Annotated in this window: 22 protein-coding genes; 9 read left to right on the forward strand and 13 right to left on the reverse strand. The window is 57.7% G+C overall.

Going from position 1 to position 19,260, the window contains the following annotated elements; genetic code table 11:
• Nucleotides 1-521 precede the first annotated feature (521 nt).
• Nucleotides 522-1,835: an acyltransferase family protein gene (locus tag BN874_RS17465; RefSeq protein WP_230314481.1), complete on the reverse strand. Its 1,314-nt coding sequence runs from the start codon at nt 1,833-1,835 to the stop codon at nt 522-524.
• Here BN874_RS17465 and BN874_RS17470 point away from each other — a divergent pair.
• The 9 genes from BN874_RS17470 to BN874_RS22865 all read left to right on the forward strand — a co-directional run bounded on the left by BN874_RS17470 (nt 1,834) and on the right by BN874_RS22865 (nt 10,444).
• Nucleotides 1,834-2,049: a glycosyl hydrolase 108 family protein gene (locus BN874_RS17470; RefSeq protein ID WP_051497993.1), complete on the forward strand. Its 216-nt coding sequence runs from the start codon at nt 1,834-1,836 to the stop codon at nt 2,047-2,049. The genes BN874_RS17465 and BN874_RS17470 overlap by 2 nt on opposite strands.
• A 73-nt stretch (nt 2,050-2,122) precedes the next feature.
• A complete protein-coding gene (locus BN874_RS17475; protein WP_420886146.1) occupies nt 2,123-2,428 on the forward strand; it encodes an NrtR DNA-binding winged helix domain-containing protein in 306 nt (101 codons plus the stop codon).
• A 126-nt stretch (nt 2,429-2,554) separates the two neighbouring features.
• A complete protein-coding gene (locus BN874_RS26105; RefSeq protein WP_268258842.1) occupies nt 2,555-2,677 on the forward strand; it encodes a hypothetical protein in 123 nt (40 codons plus the stop codon).
• The gene (locus tag BN874_RS17480; protein ID WP_034435570.1) at nt 2,674-3,081 is read left to right on the forward strand and encodes a hypothetical protein; all 408 of its coding nucleotides are present in this window, start codon (nt 2,674-2,676) and stop codon (nt 3,079-3,081) included. Before BN874_RS26105 ends, BN874_RS17480 begins: the two co-directional genes overlap by 4 nt.
• A 153-nt stretch (nt 3,082-3,234) precedes the next feature.
• The gene (locus tag BN874_RS17485) at nt 3,235-3,504 is read left to right on the forward strand and encodes a hypothetical protein (protein ID WP_034435572.1); all 270 of its coding nucleotides are present in this window, start codon (nt 3,235-3,237) and stop codon (nt 3,502-3,504) included.
• Between the two features lie 125 nt (nt 3,505-3,629).
• Nucleotides 3,630-3,836, forward strand: a complete 207-nt coding sequence (locus tag BN874_RS17490; protein WP_034435573.1) for a hypothetical protein — start codon at nt 3,630-3,632, stop codon at nt 3,834-3,836.
• 62 nt (nt 3,837-3,898) lie between these two features.
• Nucleotides 3,899-5,593: a cation:proton antiporter domain-containing protein gene (locus BN874_RS17495; RefSeq protein WP_034435574.1), complete on the forward strand. Its 1,695-nt coding sequence runs from the start codon at nt 3,899-3,901 to the stop codon at nt 5,591-5,593.
• A 184-nt stretch (nt 5,594-5,777) separates the two neighbouring features.
• Nucleotides 5,778-6,806 (forward strand): DNA-binding protein, encoded by a 1,029-nt coding sequence (locus BN874_RS17500; protein WP_034435575.1) that lies wholly within the window; start codon nt 5,778-5,780, stop codon nt 6,804-6,806.
• Nucleotides 6,807-6,808: 2 nt separating this feature from the next.
• Nucleotides 6,809-10,444: a GAF domain-containing protein gene (locus BN874_RS22865; protein ID WP_051497994.1), complete on the forward strand. Its 3,636-nt coding sequence runs from the start codon at nt 6,809-6,811 to the stop codon at nt 10,442-10,444.
• 46 nt (nt 10,445-10,490) lie between these two features.
• Here the strand turns inward: BN874_RS22865 and BN874_RS17510 are convergent, their stop codons facing one another.
• From BN874_RS17510 to BN874_RS17565, 12 genes are all read right to left on the reverse strand, one after another.
• Nucleotides 10,491-10,883 carry a response regulator gene (locus tag BN874_RS17510; RefSeq protein ID WP_034435576.1) on the reverse strand — a complete coding sequence of 131 codons (393 nt, stop codon included), beginning with the start codon at nt 10,881-10,883 and terminating at the stop codon, nt 10,491-10,493.
• A gap of 176 nt (nt 10,884-11,059) precedes the next feature.
• Entirely contained in the window at nt 11,060-13,180 is a 2,121-nt protein-coding gene (locus BN874_RS17515) for an EAL domain-containing protein (protein ID WP_051497995.1), read from the reverse strand.
• 111 nt (nt 13,181-13,291) lie between these two features.
• Nucleotides 13,292-14,332 (reverse strand): sensor histidine kinase, encoded by a 1,041-nt coding sequence (locus BN874_RS17520; protein ID WP_034435577.1) that lies wholly within the window; start codon nt 14,330-14,332, stop codon nt 13,292-13,294.
• Nucleotides 14,319-14,993, reverse strand: coding sequence for a SpoIIE family protein phosphatase (locus tag BN874_RS17525; RefSeq protein WP_051497996.1), 675 nt, complete (start codon nt 14,991-14,993; stop codon nt 14,319-14,321). Before BN874_RS17525 ends, BN874_RS17520 begins: the two co-directional genes overlap by 14 nt.
• Entirely contained in the window at nt 14,987-15,415 is a 429-nt protein-coding gene (locus BN874_RS17530; RefSeq protein ID WP_051497997.1) for an anti-sigma regulatory factor, read from the reverse strand. The genes BN874_RS17525 and BN874_RS17530 overlap by 7 nt, the downstream gene beginning before the upstream one ends.
• Before the next feature lie 22 nt (nt 15,416-15,437).
• Nucleotides 15,438-15,866 (reverse strand): anti-sigma regulatory factor, encoded by a 429-nt coding sequence (locus BN874_RS17535; RefSeq protein WP_034435578.1) that lies wholly within the window; start codon nt 15,864-15,866, stop codon nt 15,438-15,440.
• Entirely contained in the window at nt 15,863-16,258 is a 396-nt protein-coding gene (locus BN874_RS17540; RefSeq protein ID WP_034435579.1) for an STAS domain-containing protein, read from the reverse strand. The genes BN874_RS17535 and BN874_RS17540 overlap by 4 nt, the downstream gene beginning before the upstream one ends.
• Nucleotides 16,255-17,130, reverse strand: a complete 876-nt coding sequence (locus BN874_RS17545) for an STAS domain-containing protein (RefSeq protein ID WP_034435580.1) — start codon at nt 17,128-17,130, stop codon at nt 16,255-16,257. Before BN874_RS17545 ends, BN874_RS17540 begins: the two co-directional genes overlap by 4 nt.
• Nucleotides 17,131-17,160: 30 nt before the next feature.
• Nucleotides 17,161-18,258, reverse strand: a complete 1,098-nt coding sequence (locus tag BN874_RS17550; RefSeq protein ID WP_051497998.1) for a methyl-accepting chemotaxis protein — start codon at nt 18,256-18,258, stop codon at nt 17,161-17,163.
• A gap of 1 nt (nt 18,259) precedes the next feature.
• Nucleotides 18,260-18,631 carry a response regulator gene (locus BN874_RS17555; protein WP_034435581.1) on the reverse strand — a complete coding sequence of 124 codons (372 nt, stop codon included), beginning with the start codon at nt 18,629-18,631 and terminating at the stop codon, nt 18,260-18,262.
• Nucleotides 18,628-19,023 (reverse strand): type II toxin-antitoxin system VapC family toxin, encoded by a 396-nt coding sequence (locus tag BN874_RS17560; RefSeq protein WP_034435582.1) that lies wholly within the window; start codon nt 19,021-19,023, stop codon nt 18,628-18,630. The genes BN874_RS17555 and BN874_RS17560 overlap by 4 nt, the downstream gene beginning before the upstream one ends.
• Nucleotides 19,010-19,258 carry a hypothetical protein gene (locus tag BN874_RS17565; RefSeq protein WP_034435583.1) on the reverse strand — a complete coding sequence of 83 codons (249 nt, stop codon included), beginning with the start codon at nt 19,256-19,258 and terminating at the stop codon, nt 19,010-19,012. Before BN874_RS17565 ends, BN874_RS17560 begins: the two co-directional genes overlap by 14 nt.
• Nucleotides 19,259-19,260: the final 2 nt, after the last annotated feature.

The raw sequence follows: 19,260 nt of genomic DNA on the forward strand, positions 1-19,260 counted from the left end.
ATTTTAGAAAAATAGAATGGTATCTAAAAATTCCACAACCTGCATAGGAGAGCTATATCAATGATTCGGACAGTTTTGATTTTCGTCCTTGTCGCATCGGTTAATGGAACCCTTTGAAAATTCAGAGCTTCGAGCATCCACCACGGGTCAAGCAAAATCAACTGGTTATTTTATGCAACTCCGAGGTTGGCCTGAGTTTGGTTTAATCCGCCCTGTTGGGGCTAACCCTTTGATAGTGAAAGTCAAAACTGTCTGAACCATTGTTATAAAGACTCCTCAATTATCTTCTAATAATTTTCCTTCTACTGTGCTGGAAAAATTATTATGCGATCATATTTTTTTTGAGTAAATTGCCTTTCAAATAACGCATCAGTTTGCATTGAAGTCTTCTCTTAGTAACTGCCTTACCGCCTAACAGGCACGATTTGGGATCAACTCGCGCCCATTAAGCGACGCGCAGCGCCGATGAACGAGGAAGCCAAGGGGCGCTGCGCTCTTGCGGCGTCTAGGATCAATCGAGTCTAACCCCGTTGATATCGTTCGCTGGTAAAGCGCTTCTTGAGTTTTAGTAATGGTCTTTCCATGACATAGTAGGAGAACACAGCAACAATAAAAGTGACAAGTGAGCCAACGGTAATAATGTCCAATCGGTAGAATCCCAGAGCAGACATTGTTCGATATATTGGATAATGCCAGAGGTACAACCCATACGAGATCGACCCTACCCAAACCAACCACTTCATTGCTAGGACTTTTCTGATGATACTTTGCGGGTTTATCAGTACATCGAGAACTAAAGCAGTGGTCAAAAGTTCAACAATAACAAAGCCAAAATAATACATCCATGGATCGCGCCAATAGCTAAGAGTGGAGACAGCCAGAAGAAATACCATAGAAATGGGCGCTATAACCACAAGATGCTTTTGAAGTATTTTCTTTGCTTTTTCAGTTGCTAGTCCAGAAGATAGCCACAATCCAAGGGTACAGCCAACCATGAGAGTATCTGCTCTAGTGTCCAACCCGTTATATAGGCGCTCTGGTGGTGCGCTATTTATGGAAAGATAGACTCTGAAAATCCATGAAAGTAAGGCGATAGTAGCCGCAATAATTACAACATGTGGTCTTTTCTTTGATACGCGGAGGATTGTCAATAAAATAATCGGCCAAGCAATGTAAAACTGCTCCTCAATTGAGAGCGACCATGTGTGTCCAAGAAAATCGGGCGGGTGTATTGAAAATGCCCGCGCCCAATTCGAAAGATAGGCAAGAGAAATAATAACATCGACATAATTCCTACTAGCCTTTTCTTCGCTCAATACCGCAAAACTCGCAAGGCAAAACACAATCAGCAGAGCGATTAGCGCTGGGCCAAGCCGTAGCACACGCCTCATGTAAAAATTTTTAAGGCTAACAGAACCCGATTCGTCGAATTCTTGTATGAGTAATGTTGTAATTAGAAAACCACTCAAAACAAAGAAAATATCAACACCAATAAAGCATCCCTTTAAGAAGGGAGTGTCAGCATGGAAACCCATTACGCCCAGAATGGCGGCACCGCGTAGCCCGTCTAGTTCCGAGACATAACCTAACTTGGAACGACGTTGCGTCATGCGAACATCTTCTACGCTTGACGGGCGCGAGTTGAGCGTCACCCGCGCACGGGTTGAAAGGACGGCGTGCCAGCCTGGAAACCCCAAGCCGGCGCAAGCCGCGAACCCCTGACAACTAAGCATAGACCCGTCCCTCGCTTTCTTCACCACAATCGCCACAATCGCCGCGATTTTCCGCCCATTTCCCTGAATCCTAGCGCCCATTGTTTCAGGAGAGTAAAGCATGGGCGACTTCAAGCGCTGTATCACACCGATTTTAGCCGAAGAAGGCGGGTTGTCGAATGACCCGCACGACCCGGGCGGGTTGACGAAGTACGGCATTTCCCATCGCAGTTATCCCAATCTAAACATCGCAGGATTGACCCTGGCCGACGCCGAAGGGATTTATCACCGCGACTACTGGTTGCCTATCGGCGGCATTATCGCCGCTCCCGTTTGATCACCCACAGATTGTCGCCCACGCGATCGAACGGCTGCGCAGTAAGGCGACTTATTCGTCGCTGCCGGCCTTCCTGTTACCGGGAACGTTCACGATGAATGAACTCCATCGCATCTATGAGCAAACCATCGGCATCCGCCTGGACAAGGCATCGTTCCGGCACAAAATCCTGGAACAGGGCATCATTGAACCGCTTTCGGATCAGTTCCGGGGCGCACCGACCGGCTCAGCTTTATCGCTTGGCGAGCAAAGCGCTCACCCCGTTCGAGCGGAAAATATAGCCGGACGCTTTGGAGGGGAAAACTTTTCCACTCCGCACCTATCGCCAAAGTCGCCAGCGGTGATTGATGCGAAGATTGCAGAGTGGACCGGATCATAGCGAAGAAAGTCGCAGGGCCAGCGGTCGAACAAATTCCCGCAGTGGTGGGTCAAGACATGGGAACAAGGTTTTCTTGCCAGCGGGCCGCAGCCTCATTCCTCACGATAGCCGAAAAAAGGTTGAACCATGACTGAAGACCAACTCCCCACCAGTGCCTTGATTGCCGCCTGTACTCAGGAAGTCAGCACCCACGTTCTCGCTGCTGCCGATGCGGCGGGGCTGGCAATGAAGGAGAAGCCCGTCCCATGAGCCTAACGCTTTGGGTTTTGCGCCAATCCAAGGTGGAGAGCGACGAAGCCGATGACGACTTCGATCATTCTCTTTTCTATCAGTTTGCTGAGGCATTGGACCACCGGGCGGAAGCCTTGCAGGTGACTCCGCTCTCTGCGTTTTTCGACTTCACTGACATGCAGTTCAACCTAACGGATGACGATCCACTGGAATCCGCGAGCAGGGAGTCTCCGCAGTGGTTTGCACCGGCGGCGGTGCTGCCCTCGCTCAGGGCGATAATCGACAGTGTGAAGTCGGGGGCCGTCGAGGGTATTCCAGAAACACTCCGCCAAGACCTGATCGACGAACTGACCGACAGCCTGTTGAAGGTCGAAGCCGCCGAGCAAGCGGGGGATTGCTTTCATTTCTGCATCGTGATGTGAAGAGCAGGACATCAGCACTCCCCGTCTCAACAAACGGTTTTCATGCCGTGATCGAGCAAGGGGAGTCGGACGCGGCGAGGAGGCAAAGCCCACTGGCATAAAAACTGCCTTACAGGTATCACTGATCAATCACTGACCCGGAGGAACACACCCATGCTTCAAACCATTGCCACCGTCCCAACTCCACACATGATCGAGCTGCTGGAACTGATCGAGCGGGCCGACCGGCACGATGTCGAACCGCGCTTGACCCATTACCTCAATCACTGCCGCCGCACCGGCTACGAACCGCCCGTTGAGTTGCTGCAAATGGCGCGTGATCACATCGGACGCAAGCGTGGGGTGGCAGAGCCGCCGCACCGGTTTCGGCGTAGAGCGAGTGACCGGGTGCCGGCAACTCTGGACTGCTGCGGTTCAAATTGACCCCTTGGACTTCTCTTTCCAAGCCGGGCGAAAGCCAGCATCCGCTACGGGGTTCCGCTCTGACTCAAAAATGGCATCAAAAATGCTTGATAATTTCGCAACAGCCTGGTTGAGAGGACTCCCCAATGAACAAATCCCCAGTATTACCAGTATTAGAGGTGCGCCGCTGGAAGCGGCGCGGTGAGCCGTATGCGGTTTACTATGCGCCGGATATGGCGATCCGTGCCCATGATCACAATTACCTGCTCCGCTTGGTTTCCGATCGGGTTGCCCTGCAAACCCCCACCCGGTTTACTCTGCTGCCTCAGTTTCGGAGCCTGGATCTGCACTAAATTCGTGCAAACAAGCGAGGCTGCGAAAACCGACCCACTCGATGCCAGCAAGGAGCGCATTGATGTTTCATAGCACACCCCTCATCACGACCCTGGCTACGGCATTCGGCTTGGCTCTACTGCTGGGCTTCCTCGCCGCCCGGCTCAAGCTCCCGACGCTGGCCGGTTACCTGGTGGCCGGTGTCCTCCTCGGCCCGTTCACCCCCGGCTTCGTCGCCAATGCGGAGATCGCAGCGGAACTGGCTGAAATCGGGGTGATGCTGCTGATGTTCGGTGTCGGTTTGCACTTTTCGCTGGATGACCTGCTGGCGGTACGCAAAATTGCTTTGCCGGGCGCGGCGCTACAAATCATCGTTGCCACTGCACTGGGTGCCAGCGTGGCCGCTACCTGGGGATGGGGATGGGGAGGATCGCTGGTGTTCGGTCTGGCGCTGTCAGTGGCCAGTACCGTGGTGCTGCTCAGGGCACTTGAGTCCCACGGCGCGCTAGAATCCATCAATGGACGCATCGCTGTGGGTTGGCTGGTGGTCGAGGATCTGGCGATGGTACTCGTGCTGGTGTTGTTGCCGCCCCTGGCTGGATGGCTCGGCGGCAACACACCAGACCGTCTCGGCGAGCATCTAGGGCTGACTCTGGGTATTACGCTGGTCAAAGTCTCTGCATTTATCGCTTTGATGCTGGTGGTCGGGCGCCGGGTCTTTCCGTGGCTGCTGTGGCAAGTGGCCCGCACCGGTTCCCGTGAGCTGTTCACCTTGTGCGTGGTGACCACTGCCGTCAGCATCGCCTACGGCGCAGCTCTGTTGTTCGGAGTGTCCTTTGCCCTAGGGGCGTTTTTTGCCGGGATGATGATGCGGGAATCCGAGTTCAGCCACCGCGCCGCAGAGGAATCGCTGCCGCTGCGCGAAGCGTTTGCTGTTCTGTTCTTCGTCTCGGTGGGGATGCTGTTCGACCCGCAGATTCTGGTCCAGCAGCCACTCCAGGTCCTTTCTGTGGTGGGCATCATCCTCGTCGGCAAATCAATGGCTGCCGCCGCCTTGGTCCTCGCTTTTCGCTACCCGTTGAACACCGCACTTACCGTGTCGGTGAGCTTGGCCCAGATCGGCGAGTTCTCCTTCATTCTGGCCGGACTTGGGGTCCGCTTGGGACTGCTTCCGGTCGCAGGGCAAAGCCTGATTCTTGCCGGCGCGGTGATCTCTATTGTGGTCAACCCGCTGATGTTTGCGGCCGTGGAACCGTTTCAGGTCTGGATCCGGTCCCGCTCCACACGGGCCAGGAGGCTCGAACAGCCCACCGACCCCTTAGCCGAGTTGCCTATGACGACTGATGAAAAGTATCTATCCGGGCAAGTTGTTCTGGTAGGTTACGGCTGTGTCGGGCGGCGTATCGGCGAGACGCTGGCCGAACGCGGTATTCCCTATATCGTGGTCGAGCAAAACCGCGAACAGGTCGAGCGCCTGAGGGAATGCGGGATCACGGCGGTCTCTGGAGATGCCTCGGATCCGGCGGTACTGATTCAGGCCCACGTCGCGCACGCCAGCATGCTGGTGGTAGCCTCGCCGGATACCTTCAACGTGCGACAAATGATCATAACCGCCCGCACCCTCAATCCCGGGATCGAAACAGTAGTCTGTGCCCACAACGAAGAAGAGGCCATGCTGCTGGAGCGGGAACAGGCCGGCAAGGTTCTTCTCGGCGAAGAAGAATTAGCGAAAGGCATGAGCCGCTATGCGTTAGCGCGATTCGGGAAGGATCCATGAATCTCCTGCATAAATACAACGAGTAGCCCGGTACATGTAGTGATATAAAAATCATATGGTTACGCAAAATCCAGCGCGAAGTATCCGATGAAAAACAGGGATTCCGGGCGTCCGCATCAGGGTTAATCAAGGCTCCAGTAAAACTGTCCAACCTATTGATAACCATCACTGGAAACTCCTAATTATGGCGCGTTCTGGAATCCACTATGAAGAAGTCAAAAGTGTCGCCGAGACCTTGCTGGGGCGCGGTCTCCATCCCACTATCCAGCGGGTCCGCGAACAACTGGGCACCGGCAGCAACACCACCATCAGCGAACATCTGAAACACTGGCAACGGGACATGGCGGAGACGCCAAAGGCTATCTTGCCGCCGAATATCCCGGATGCGGTGATGACCGCGTTGGATTCCTTCTGGAAAATAGCGGTGCAGTACGCCGAAGCCGCATTTGAGGAGCAACGAGCGGTTGCTGTGCAAGCGGTCGCTGAAGCGGAACAAAGCCGTGACGCGGCTCTCGTTGCGCAACGGCAGGCGCAAGCGGAAGCCAACGAGCTGCGCCAGCACCTCGACACCGCGCAAACTACCGCCCACGATCTCGCCAATCGGTTGATGATGGAACAGGAACGCCGCACCGTCGCCGAAACCGCTATTGATGCGGCTGAGCAGCGAGTTCAGGCGGCGACCGAAACCGTTGTACACATCCGCGCCGAGACCGAGGCACGGGTTGAGCAACTGGAAGCGGCACTGCAACAGACGCGGGCCGATAGCGAACAGCAACTGGCGCAAGCTCAGCACCGCTTTAATGATGAGCGCCAGCGCGGTGAAGCCAATGAAGCGCGGTTAATGCAGCTCCTCGACCGCGACCGTACTGACCATGCGGCAGAGCGCCAAGTTTTTGCCAATGAACGGGATGACTGGAAAAATCAGGCAAAAATCTGGCAGGCGCGATTAGATGCTCAACAGCGTGAAAACACCGATGCGCACACCGCCCTGGCCACTGCTGAAGAACGGCAGCGCGGGCTGGACGGCGAAATCCGGCAACTTCGTGTTGCATTCCAGGCGGTTGAAAATAAACACCTTGATCTCCTGCTGGCTGCCGAAGTCCTGCGTGGTGAACTCAAGGCCGCGCTGGACGAGCAGCAGCGCTTGCGGCAACGCCTCGAACACCAGCGCCAAGTCGCTGCCGAACGTCAAATCCCGCCTAATGCGGATTAACCATGGACATAATCCTGCTCAACGTCAGCAGGCACCGCCGCCGAGTGTGGGTAGTGGTCTTCGCCGTAATCGCGCTGGCGCTGCTGGCGGGGGGCTACGGGTATTATCACGCTGAAGCAGAGCGCATCCGCCAGGAGAAATACTACGATATTGCCGCCATCGGCGAACTGAAAATCAGCCAAATCCAGCAATGGCGGCAGGAGCGCCTGGCGGACGCCCGCAGGTCCATGGCGAGTCCGTTCTTTCAGCGGGCGCTGGCGGAGTGGCGAACGAATCCCGAAACTCCGGGCTTGCGGGCAGACTGGGAAAAACGCTTGCGGCTTGAGCAGGAAGCCTATGGCTATGCCAATGTCCTGCTGCTTGACCCGAACGGGAATCTTCTGCTCGCCGCCCAACAGGAACCTGCCCCCACCGATTCAGCCACGCAACCAACCCTCGCTGCGACTTTGTCCGGGCGCAATGCGGTACTGTCGGATTTCTACCGTGCTCCTGATGGCAACATCTATCTGGATACGGTGGCCCCGATACTCGACACCAAGGGGCATCTGCTGGCAGTGCTGGTCCTGCGCAGCAACGCGGCATCCTATCTGTATCCCCTGATTCAGTCCTGGCCTACGCCCAGCCGCAGTGCCGAGACGCTCCTGGTTCGCCGGGAAGGCGATACGGTTATTTTCCTGAATGAGCTGCGTCACCAGACCCAGACCGCGCTGGCGCTGCAAATCCCGCTGACTCAGAGCGATCTGCCGGCAGTCCAGGCAGTACTCGGACGGCAAGGTTTGTTCCAAGGCCAGGATTATCAAGGGATGGAGGTATTAGCCGACCTGCGCCCGGTGCCCGGGTCACCCTGGTTTCTGGTAACCGAAGTGGGCGCCGCAGAGATCTTGGCCGAGGTGCGCTACCGCGCCGGCATAGCCATCCTGTTCGTCGCCTTGGGCCTTCTGCTCGCGGCGACAGTGACCGCCTGGGCCTACCGGCAGCGGCAGGCGGGTCTCTACCGTGATCTGTACCAAGTGGAGCGGGAGCAACGGGCCGCTCAGGAAATATTCCGCACCACGCTCTATAGCATCGGTGATGCCGTTATCACCACCGACCATGCCGGACAGATCAAGCAGATGAATCGGGTGGCGGAGCAGCTTACCGGTTGGACCGAGGCCGAGGCTCAAGGTCAGTCCCTTGACACGGTGTTCTGCATTGTTAGCGAAGAGACTCATGCGCAGGTCGAAAACCCGGTCCAGCGCGTACTGCGCGAGGGGACCGTGGTGGGACTGTCCAACCATACCCTGCTCATTGCCCGGGACGGGACCGAACGCCCTATCGCGGACAGCGGGGCACCCATCCGCGACGAGCGCGATGTCATTACCGGTGTGGTACTGGTCTTTCGCGGCCAGGCCGAAGAACGTGCAGCGGAGGAGGAGGTGCGCCGCAACACGGCACGATTGCGCAGCTTGGTGAGCATTCTGCAATACCCCAGCGATTCGGTGCAGAAATTCCTGGATTACGCGCTGGACGAAGCCATTCAGCTCACCGGCAGCACCATCGGCTACCTCTATCGCTACCGTGAAGATCGTCGGGAGTTCGTGCTGAACTCCTGGTCCCGTGGGGTAATGCAGGAATGCAGCATCGTTAATCCGCAAACCTGCTACGAACTGGACAAAACCGGCCTCTGGGGCGAAGCCGTCCGCCAGCGCCGCCCGATCCTGGTGAATGATTTTGCCGCCGCCCACCCCTGCAAGCAGGGCTATCCGGTCGGCCATGCCGAGCTTCACAAGTATCTTACGGTGCCAGTCTTCAGTAGCGGCCACATCGTCGGCGTGGTCGGAGTAGCCAATAAAAAAACCGATTATCACGAAACCGACATTCTCCAGCTCACCCTGCTGATGGAAGCGGTGTGGAAGGTGGTGGAGCAAAGGCAAGCACAGGATAGCGAACGCCAGGCGGTGCGCTCCTTGCGCATGCTCAGCCGCTGCAACAAAGCCATCGCCCTGGCGCAGGAGGATATCGGGCTGATGCAGGAAATTTGCCGCATTCTGGTAGCGGAGGGAGAATGGCGGCTGGCCTGGGTGGGTTTGGCCGAACCGGGGCCGCACAAGCGGGTACGGCCGGTGGCCCAGTTCGGGTTCGAGGACGGCTACCTCGAAGCGATCACTATCACCTGGGACGATAGCCCGACCGGGCAGGGTCCCACCGGTACCGCCATTCGTAGCGGCCAACCGGTACTTTGCAACAATCTGCGGACCGACCCCTGCTTTGCGCCTTGGCATGAGGAAGCGGCCCGCTACGGCTACGCTGCCTCCATTGCATTACCGTTGACCCACGAAACCGGCGTGTTCGGCGCGCTGAACCTCTACGCCACCGAACCCGACGCTTTGGCCCCGGATGAGGTGGAGTTGTTGCGCCGGTTGACCGATAACCTGGCCTACGCCCTGCGGGTGCTGCGAATGAAAGCGGCCGGTGAACAGGCGATCCGCAAGCAGGATGTGCTGGAAGGTCAGCTCCGCCAAGCCCAGAAAATGGAAGCGGTGGGCCGGCTGGCTGGTGGGGTGGCGCACGATTTCAACAACATGCTGGCGGTGATCGCCGGTCATGCTGATCTGGCGCTGGAGGAGATAGATTCCGGGAGTCCGCTGCACGCTGACCTGCTGGAGATTCAAAAAGCCGCCCAGCGTTCCGCCGACCTGACCCACCAGTTACTGGCCTTTGCCCGTAAACAGACGATTGCGCCCCAGGTACTCGACCTCAGCGACACCATCACCGGGATGCTCAAGATGCTCCGGCGGCTGATCGGCGAGGACATTGACCTGCTCTGGAAACCTGCCGGGTCTCTGTGGCGGGTGAACATGGACCCAGCCCAGATTGACCAAGTTTTGGCCAACCTGGTGGTCAACGCCCGCGATGCCATTGCCGGTGTCGGCAAAATCACTATCGAAACCGGCCCAGCAGTGTTCGATGACACCTATTGCGAAACCCACGCCGATGTTATTCCCGGATCGTATGTCCTGCTGGCGGTCAGCGATAACGGCTGCGGCATGGACCCAACGGTGTTAGCGCACCTCTTCGATCCCTTTTTCACCACCAAGCCGCAAGGGCAGGGCACCGGCCTTGGGTTAGCTACGGTGTACGGCATCGTCAAGCAAAACCACGGCTTCATCAATGTGTACAGCGAACCAGGGCAAGGATCGACCTTCAAAATTTACCTGCCCCGCTACGAATCGGCAGCAGCCGATACCCGCGTTCCACCGGTGTTCGTCGCCGCGCCCACCGGCATCGAGACCGTATTGCTGGTCGAGGATGAAGCGGTGCTGCTCAAACTCAGTGCCCGGCTGCTCGAACAACTCGGCTATACCGTGCTGGCCGCCGGGAGTCCAAATCAGGCGCTGCAACAGGTCGAGACCTACCCTGGTTCCATTCACCTGTTGCTGACCGACGTGATCATGCCGGACATGAATGGCCGCGACCTTTGGCAACGGATCAGCGCCCTGCGTCCCGGTATTAAATGCCTGTTCATGTCCGGCTATACCGCCAATGTCATCGCCCATCACGGCGTCCTCGATGAGGGCGTTCACTTCTTGCAGAAGCCTTTTTCCAAGAAGGTGCTGGCTACCAAACTCCGCGAAGCACTTCATAGCGCCCCTCAGTAACGGGTAGCGAATGGTGTGGCACGGGGCCATCCAGCCCGTGTTCGGTTCACCGGCGGGAAGCGGGTGCCACGCCTTCGAGGGTATCTTCAATCGCTTGCAGCAGTTGCTGGCGGGTGAACGGTTTAGTCAAGGTCTGCTGCACCCCGATCAGTGCGGCGGAATCCAGATTGAATTGCGGTGTAATCGCCCGCCTGCCCCCGGACATCGCAATAATCTTGATGCTGTCCCGCTCCCGTTTCATCTCGATAATGGTTTCAATGCCGTCCTTTTCCGGCATCAGAATATCGGTGATCACTAAATCCGGCTCACCGCTGCGGAACCGTTCCATCCCCAGAATCCCGTTAGCGGCCATTTCAACTTGGTGGCCCACCTGATCCAGCATTTCCGCCAGCATCTCGCGGAAGGGATCGTCGTCTTCGATGATTAATATCTTCGCCATGTTAAAACTCCTTATTTGTCAGGACGTTCGCCAAGCCTCTTGAATTCGTCATACCCGCGAAAGCGGGTATCCAATTTTTTAGTGGGTTACTGGATTCCCGCTGACGCGGGAATGACGGAAAGCGAAAGTCCTTATTGTGATGATGCAGTTTGGAAATTTTGCTTGCCTGTCAACGATCAAGGCGCCAGCAGTTCTTTTTGTAACCGATATAAATGCTCGATCAGGGCGTCGCACACCGCGTACAGCTCCGCCAGCCGCGCCAAGGCGGCGCTTGCATCGGTGGTATGCAGGCCGATGAGTTCCTGCGCCAGTTGGTGAAACTGGCGATGCAGCGGCTCGACCGTTTGGAATGTCGCCAAGTGGCCATAACGCAACAGCCCCTGCTGAGAGTACCAGCGGCCGAAACGGCAACACTGATCGTCGTTGATGAGCGGCGCATAGGGCAGGGTGCCATGAACAAAATCGTCTACCTGCCCGACCCAGGTTCGATGTTCGGCTTCCACATTGATTAACAGCACGCCCTCGAAGGCCATGCCCGCTGCCCACAGCGGATGCTGGGTGAAGCCTCGCGCCCACTCCGGGAATGCCTCCGGCGGCATCGGCCGGGCAATGCCATAGCCTTGGGCGCAGTGGCAACCCAGCCGCAGCAGCGCCGCGCCGTGCAGCGCGGTTTCCATGCCCTCGGCGATAACCGCACGCTGGAAGGTTTGCGCCAGATTGATCACCACCTCGACAATCGTCATATCCTCGGTATCCACCAGCATATTGCGTACAAAGGACTGATCGATTTTCAGGGTGCGCACCGGCAAGCGCCGAAAATAGGTCAGGGAAGAATAGCCGGTGCCAAAATCATCCAGCGCGAATCCGACGCCAAGGGTGATGCATCTTTGGATCACGGGCAAAACGCGGCCCAGATCATCGAGCGCAATGGTTTCGACGATTTCCAGTTCGAGCGCTTGCGGCGGGACTTGAGGATGCGCGGCCAACAACGCCGCCAGCCAGTCGGGAAAACCCGCCTGTTGCAGGGTGGTGGCCGAGACATTGACGCTGATTGCAAAGCGCAGCCCCTGCATGTGCCAGCATGCCATTTGCCGCAGCGCCTCAGTGAAGACCCAGTGATCGAGTTTCACCATCAGGATATGGCCTTCGATCACCGGCAGAAACTCGCTGGGCGGCAACAGACCCCGTTCAGGATGCTGCCAGCGCACCAGCGCTTCGGCGCCGATCACCGTACCCCGGTACATATCCACCTTGGGTTGGTAGTAGAGGCGAAGCTCGCCGGTGTCCAGCGCGGTGTCGATGCGGGAAAGTTGGTCACGGTGGGCACGGATCTGACGATCGTGTTCGGCGTCGAACAGCACATAGCGATTGCGTCCGGTCTGCTTGGCGAGATACATAGCCTGGTCGGCGTGGCGCAGCAGGGTATCGGCATCGCCGCCGTCCTGGGGGCACAGGGTGACGCCGACGCTGGCGGTGACTTCAACCGACTGGTTGCTCACGGTGTACGGTTCGGCCAGCACCCGCAACAGCCGATCCAGGGTGTTATGGCATTCCTCAACCCGGGTCAGGTCGGCAAAGAGCACTACAAACTCGTCGCCGCCCAAGCGCGCCACCGTGTCGCTTTCGCGGATGCAGTGGCGCAGCCGATCGGCCACCATGATCAGTAATTGATCCCCGGCAACATGACCCAACAGGTCGTTGACCGGTTTGAACCCGTCGAGATCGAGGTAGCAAACAGCGAGCAGGATGTCCTGACGGTCGGTGCGGGCGATCTCCTTCTGCAACCGATCCAGCAGCAAAACGCGATTGGGCAACCGGGTCAGCGCATCGTGATAGGCCATTTGCTGTAGCCGCTGCTCGCTCTGTTTGGACGCGGTAATGTCGGAGAAGATGCCGATGTAATGAGTGATCGCGCCGCAGAGATCCTTAACGGCCCAGATCGCCATCAGTTCGGCGATCATCCGGCCATCCTTACGGCGGTTCCATAACTCGCCTTGCCAGTGGCCCTGATCGAGCAGCGCTTGCCACAGGGCGGCATAGATCTCCGGCGAATGATGGCCGGATTGAAGCAAGCGCGGATTATGTCCGATCACCTCTTCGCGAGAATAACCAGTCAGCTCGCAAAAAGCGTGGTTGACCTCGACGATGGTCGCCTCGGCGTCGGTGATCACAATGCCTTCCTGGGTGTGCGCAAAGATGCTGGCCATCAGGCGCTGTTGTTCCTCGGCAGTCGCGTTGCCCAGTTGCAGAGTGAGCGGTAGCCGTGGATTTTGTGGAGTTTCTTGGCTGTTCGTCATCGGCTTTTAATTCGGGATTCCAAAGGGCGCATAGTAGGGCGGGTTAGGCGTTAGCCGTAACCCGCCTTGGCTGAATGACCGTGGTGGCGGGTTACGCTGCGCTAACCCGCCCTACGCAATAAAACGCGGATAAAGCATCTCGAATTCAGTGCCGTGGCCGAGTTCACTCTTTACACTGATCGCGCCGCCCATGCGCTGGACGATGCCATACACCACCGACAGCCCCAGGCCGCTGCCGTGACCCACCGCTTTAGTGGTGAAAAACGGCTCGAAAATTCGATCGATGACCGAGCTGGAAATCCCACAGCCGCTATCCCGGACTCGAAACCGCACATACTCGCCGGGCGGCAGTTCGGGCGGCGCTGGCTGGGTGGCGGGGTCGAAGGTGACCGTATCCAGCGCAAAGGTGATAACGCCACGCTCGGCGATGGCGTGAACGGCGTTGATGGTCAGGTCCACGATAAGTTGCTGCATCTCACCGGGGTCGGCCAGCACCACCAAATCCGATTGCACCAGCTCGGTACGCAACACCACACTGGGCGGCAAGGTCATCCCCAGCATTGCCAAGGATTCATCCAGGCTATCGGCGATTCGCACCGGGGTTTTGCATATCTCGCTCCGGCGACCAAAGGCCAGAATCCGCGCCACTAAATCCCGTGCCCGCAACGTCGCTGCGATGACGTGCTGGAGGTTCCGGTGCGTCGGGGTGCCGACCGGCGCCAGATCCAGGGTCATCTCGGTATAACCCAGGATGACGCCCAGGATGGTATTGAAATCATGCGCAATTCCGGCGGATAGCGTACCCAGTGCTTCCATCTTGTGGTTTTGCTCCATCCGCTTCTCAATATCGAGCGCGTAACGCAGCTCAGTCTGCTCGCGGAACGCCAGGCCATAGGCCACCAGCACCTCGATCAGTGGCGGCGTGATCCGCTCCGCCACTTCCTCAAGCGCGATAGCGGGTAGATCTCGCCCGAGCGTCACCAACGCCTGCTGCTGAAATTCGCCGATGTCTTCGGGCGGCAAGCCGGCGTGAACCAGTTTTTTCCCCAAATCAGCCGCACAGATCAGCGCCTCCTCGCCATTGTGCTGCCAATACTCGCGGAGGAGCTGGACATACTGGAGGCTGGGCGACGCAGCATCACCGGCGTTCATCGTCGCCCTCACCGGCCAGCGCCTGACAGACCAGAACTGAAGCGTCATCGCTGGTAATGCCCCACTCCGCCAGAATCGCCTCAGCCAGCCCCCGCGCACTCCACGGTTCGCCGGGAGGCGGATCGGGGGCTATAAAATGTTCGATGATGCCGTCACTGCTCAGAATCAGCAGGTCGCCGGGCGCGAACGGCAGAGTTTCTACCAGCAGATTCTTGAAGCCCGCGCCGACGATGCCATAGCTACAGGAGAAATGACGCGGGCGCTGCCCCAGCAGCACGATGCGGATATTACCCACGCCGCAGAAGGTGGCGGTTCGAGCCACCGGATCGATTACGGCGATCCCCATCGCTACCCCGCGGGTGTGCTGAATATCCCGGTCGCAGTGCGCAAAAACCGTGGGCAAGGTATCTGGCGGATGATTTTTCACGCTGGCCAGCGCCGCCAGTGCCGCCGCACGGGCAAACTCGCCATGCCCCAAACCATCCGCCAGAAACAGATACAGCTTTTGTCCCTGCTCCCAGCAGGCGCACACATCGCCGCAAACGTCCTCATCCAGAATGGGGCGGGCCACCGCACCGACCGCAAAGGGATGGTGACCGATCCTCCACTCTTCCGGATCGGTAGCATGATAACCGTCCAACCCACCGAGTTCGTTCAACATTGGCGCTCTACCGTCTGGATGATAGCGGCCCACTTACAGGCCCGAATCCGGGTGCCCCGGCCCATTTCGGAGCAAATTTCCAGCTCGTCCATCAACCGGCGTACCCCCGGCAGACCGCAACCCAGGCCGCCGGAGGTGCTGAAACCCTCGCGCAGCGCTTGTTCGACATTGGCGATGCCCGGCCCGGTATCGTGGGCGATCACCTCGATCCCTACCGCGTTTTGACGGGTTAGTGTGCGCAACTGAATCTCGCCGCCGCCCGCATGGCGAAAAAGATTGGTGGCCAGTTCGGTTACGGCAGTAGCGAGATAGTAGGCATCGGTGCGACCAAAGCCCAAGTGCTGGGCGAGGAGCAACGCCTGGCGTCGCGCCTCGGCACTATGGATTTCTTCACTAATCGAAACGCGGACGGATTCCAGCATAGCGGTGGATGCCTGTTACCGACTAGGTGAATGGAGTTCGCGGACGGTTCATCGCCATCGTCAGGCAGGTGTGACCCGGCTGGGAGGTGATCTGAAATTCATCCATCAGCCGTTGCACTCCCGGCAGGCCCGCCCCCAACCCGCCACCGGTGCTATAGCCATCGCGCAAGGCCAAAGGGATGTCCGGGATGCCGGGGCCGTGATCCTCGACAATTACCCGGATACAACGCTGGTGATCGTCGGAGGCATTGATGATGGTGCAGGTGCCTTCCCCAGCGTATTGCAGAATGTTGCGGGTCAATTCGGAAACTGCGGTAGCCAGCCGGGTCTGATCAGCGCTACCGAGTTTGAGGCGGGCGGCCAGTTCACGAGCGCTGCCTCGCGCCCGCAGCACGTCAGTAGAGTCGCGGATAGGAATGGTGAATTCGGCAGCTTCGGGCGGGACAGTCATACGGCATCTTCATCATCAGTCAGGCTGCTATCGCCCCGTTGCGCAATCTTCTTGTTTAACCGAGCCAGTCCCTCGTTCAGATTGAACGTGGTTTCCACCCCGATCAGGCCCCGCCCCATTTCAATCAGGGTGAGGGCCACTGCGGGACGCATCCCGCACACCACCACCTCGGCTCCGATCATCTGCGCCATATTGGCGGTATCGTTGATGGTGCGCGCCATGAACGAATCCACCACTTCCAGCGCAGTGATTTCGATCACCAGGCCACGGGCCTCGATATCGGCGATGGCGTGCAACACGTCGGTCTGAAATTGCATCACCTCGGCGTCGGTTAGATCCACCTGAATCGAGGTGAGCAGAATGTCGCCCAAACGCAGGATGGGTATTCTCATGGCGCATCCTTAACCGCGACAATGCGCTTGCCGACCAGCAGCAGCGACTCAGCGACACCGGCCCGCAAAGTGGCGCGAGTGGTGACCACCGAGAAATCCACCCCGAGCTTGACCAGGGTTTGCGCCCCATCCGGGCTGATCCCGGTCATTACCACCCGTGCCCCTAACATCTGGGCGGCGGCAATGGTTTTCATGATATGGCCGGCGACGCTGGTATCCAGTACCGGCACCCCGGTCACGTCGAGGATGGCAACGGTCGCTTCATATTTGGCAATCGCCTCCAGCAGTCGTTCGGTAGTCTGCCGGGCGCGCTGGGTATCCATCACCCCGATCAGCGGCACCATGAGCACCCGATCCCACAATCGAACCACTGGCGTGGACAATTCGAGCAACGACAGGCTTTGCTGGGCAATGAGGCGCTCACGGGTCTCGACGTAGACTTCATAGATCAACAGGGTCAGGCGGTCGATGACGTTCTCGATCATCGCCAAACAGGTAGCGAGGGCCACCTTATTTTCCGCGATGCGGTCCTGGAGCAGGCGACGCCACAGCACCCGCTTGAGAGAAAGTACATAAAAAGTGCTGTCCGCCGGTTTGAAACCCTGCTTGGCCCGTTGGGTGGAAAGGCTACGGATGAGGACCACGATCTTGCTGTCGGGGGTCGGTTCCCAGAACTCATTCGGATTCTCGACGAACAACTTGCGGATTTCCTCCAGCAATTGCCGCGATTGCAGGTGCAGGTGTTCGGTGTCCACCACATGCAGATAATTTTTTTTCCAGCGGGACACAATATCGCTCATCCACGCATCCAGCACCGCTTCCTGCTGGGCTTCCAGCCAGCGCGCTACATTAAAATCAACCGCTTCGGTCATGGTTTAGCTCCTTGTTGTTGGATTCGCCGCTCAGAACAGCTCGATCATGGGAGCTGAACTCTCATCACCACCCTCAGCGTTACTCTGATCGCCGTGGTGACTTTCCTCTTCAAGATAGGCGCTCAGGACCTGTTCCATATCTGCTTTGAAGCGTGGCGATGACGGCAAGGCCGGATCGTCGAGCGCCGCTTGCAACACATCACGGTAGCGGGTTTGCGCAATCAGAACCCGTTCCAGCCGCTGGCGCACTACGTCCTGATATTGCATGTTGCCGAGCGCCTCGACAATCGCGTTCGCCATATTGCTGTTGTATTCCTTCACCACCGTCAGCAGGGTTTTGTAATACTGATTCATGTCCTCATGGCTGGCCTGGAGTTGATGCGCCGATTCGGCGACATGAGCGGCTTCACGGAGATCATGAGCGAAATCGCGCTGCAAGCGACTGTCCAGATAAGCGTGAATAGCCTGGTGAATGCTCTTGACGGTCTGGCCGATCTGGTCGGCGGCTTCGCCGGAACGGGTGGACAAGCGCCGCACCTCGTCCGCCACTACTGTAAAACCGCGCCCGTATTCCCCGGCGTGCGCGGCCTGAATCGCCGCATTGATCGCCACCATGTTGGTCAGCCGGCTAATGTCTTTAATCGCCTCGGCAGTTGCGCTCAGTTCCATGATCTGGTTAATTTTTTCTACCAGTTCGGCTGAACCTTGCCGCTCGGCTTCAATTTTTTCCGGCAACTGCTGCATGAACTGGCCGATACGCTCGATGCTCACCGAACTGTTCTGAATCTGCGCGTGCATATCCAGAGTGTCCTGATCGGCTTTGGTCAGATAGTTGACCAGTTGGCTGGCGGTGTGATCGAGGTCCTTGACCCGGCCCATGATGTCCAGCGCCGATTGCTCGGTTTCGCGCATCACCAGCCGTAGCGGTTCATCAAAGGATTGCGTGATCTTATAAGAGTATTCGAGGGTAACGCGGCAAGCGGCACAGTCGGTGGGCGGCACTACTTCCGGCGCTGGCACCGTCGCAACCCGGCCTCGGAACTTCAGCCATTGTTGGTTCAACCATGCTTGGCCTTGCTCCCACCCCACCGATGCGGCCAGCACCTTCAACGGGTTGCTTATTTGCACTTCAGGCTCCCGGCAACACCTGCTTGATCACCCCCAGCAAGTCTTTGCCGGCGACTGGCTTGACCAGCCAGCCGGTCGCACCGGCCGCCTTGCCTTCCTGGCGTTTGGCCTGTTGCGATTCGGTGGTCAGCATCAAAATCGGCGTGAAGCGGAACGTCGGCAGTTTGCGAGTCTCGCGGATTAGCTCAATCCCGGTCAGACCGGGCATGTTCTGATCGGTAATCACCAGGTCAGGTTTGGCTCCCGCCTTGAATTGGCTGAGTGCGTCTGCGCCATCGGCAGCGGTTTGAACCGTGAACCCGGCTTTTTGCAAAATCTCGCTCAGGCTCATCAGCATGGTGGCGGAGTCATCCACCAGAAAAATGGTTTTCATAGATTCGCTACTCGTTGTGCGCCGTGTAACCGCGCCAATTTACGATCAAAGGTGTAGAGGATGAGATGTTGCGTCTGTGCTTTGACCAGAATCAGGCAATCAGCAAAATCGGTATGACTGGCGCTATAAAGGGATAAGGCGCTATCTAATAATTCCGAAGATTCCAAGCAGACGCCGGGATGCCGAAGAATGCGTTCCAGCACGTCCAGCAACTGTGCTTTATCTAATCCGTAGGCACTTTCCAGTACCCATACTGTTTCAATCAAAACCGGCTGTGAAACCCATACTGAACCTTGTGCTTTGAGCAAAATGCGGGCCTGCTCGCATTGTTGCGGCGCGGTCGGGTCATCTACCAATACCCGAACCAGTACATTGGTATCAATCGCAATCATGGAATTTTACCCGCGCCCGCTGCCGCACTATCAAATCCATTTGTTCCAAGCTCACCCCTTGATCAGCGCGCAACAGCCCAAACAGTGATTCAAGCCCTTCCGTCGCAGGAGAACTCGCCGCTTCCAGCGGTTCCAGCAGCGTCAACACCGCCCGATAGCGCCGACCCGGTGGCAAAGGCTCCTGTGGGATAATTTCGCCTTGGGCGCTCACTTCCACTTCTATCGCCTGCAACATCG

The organism is Candidatus Contendobacter odensis Run_B_J11 (assembly GCF_000531125.1).
Classification (GTDB): Bacteria; Pseudomonadota; Gammaproteobacteria; order Competibacterales; family Competibacteraceae; genus Contendibacter; species Contendibacter odensensis.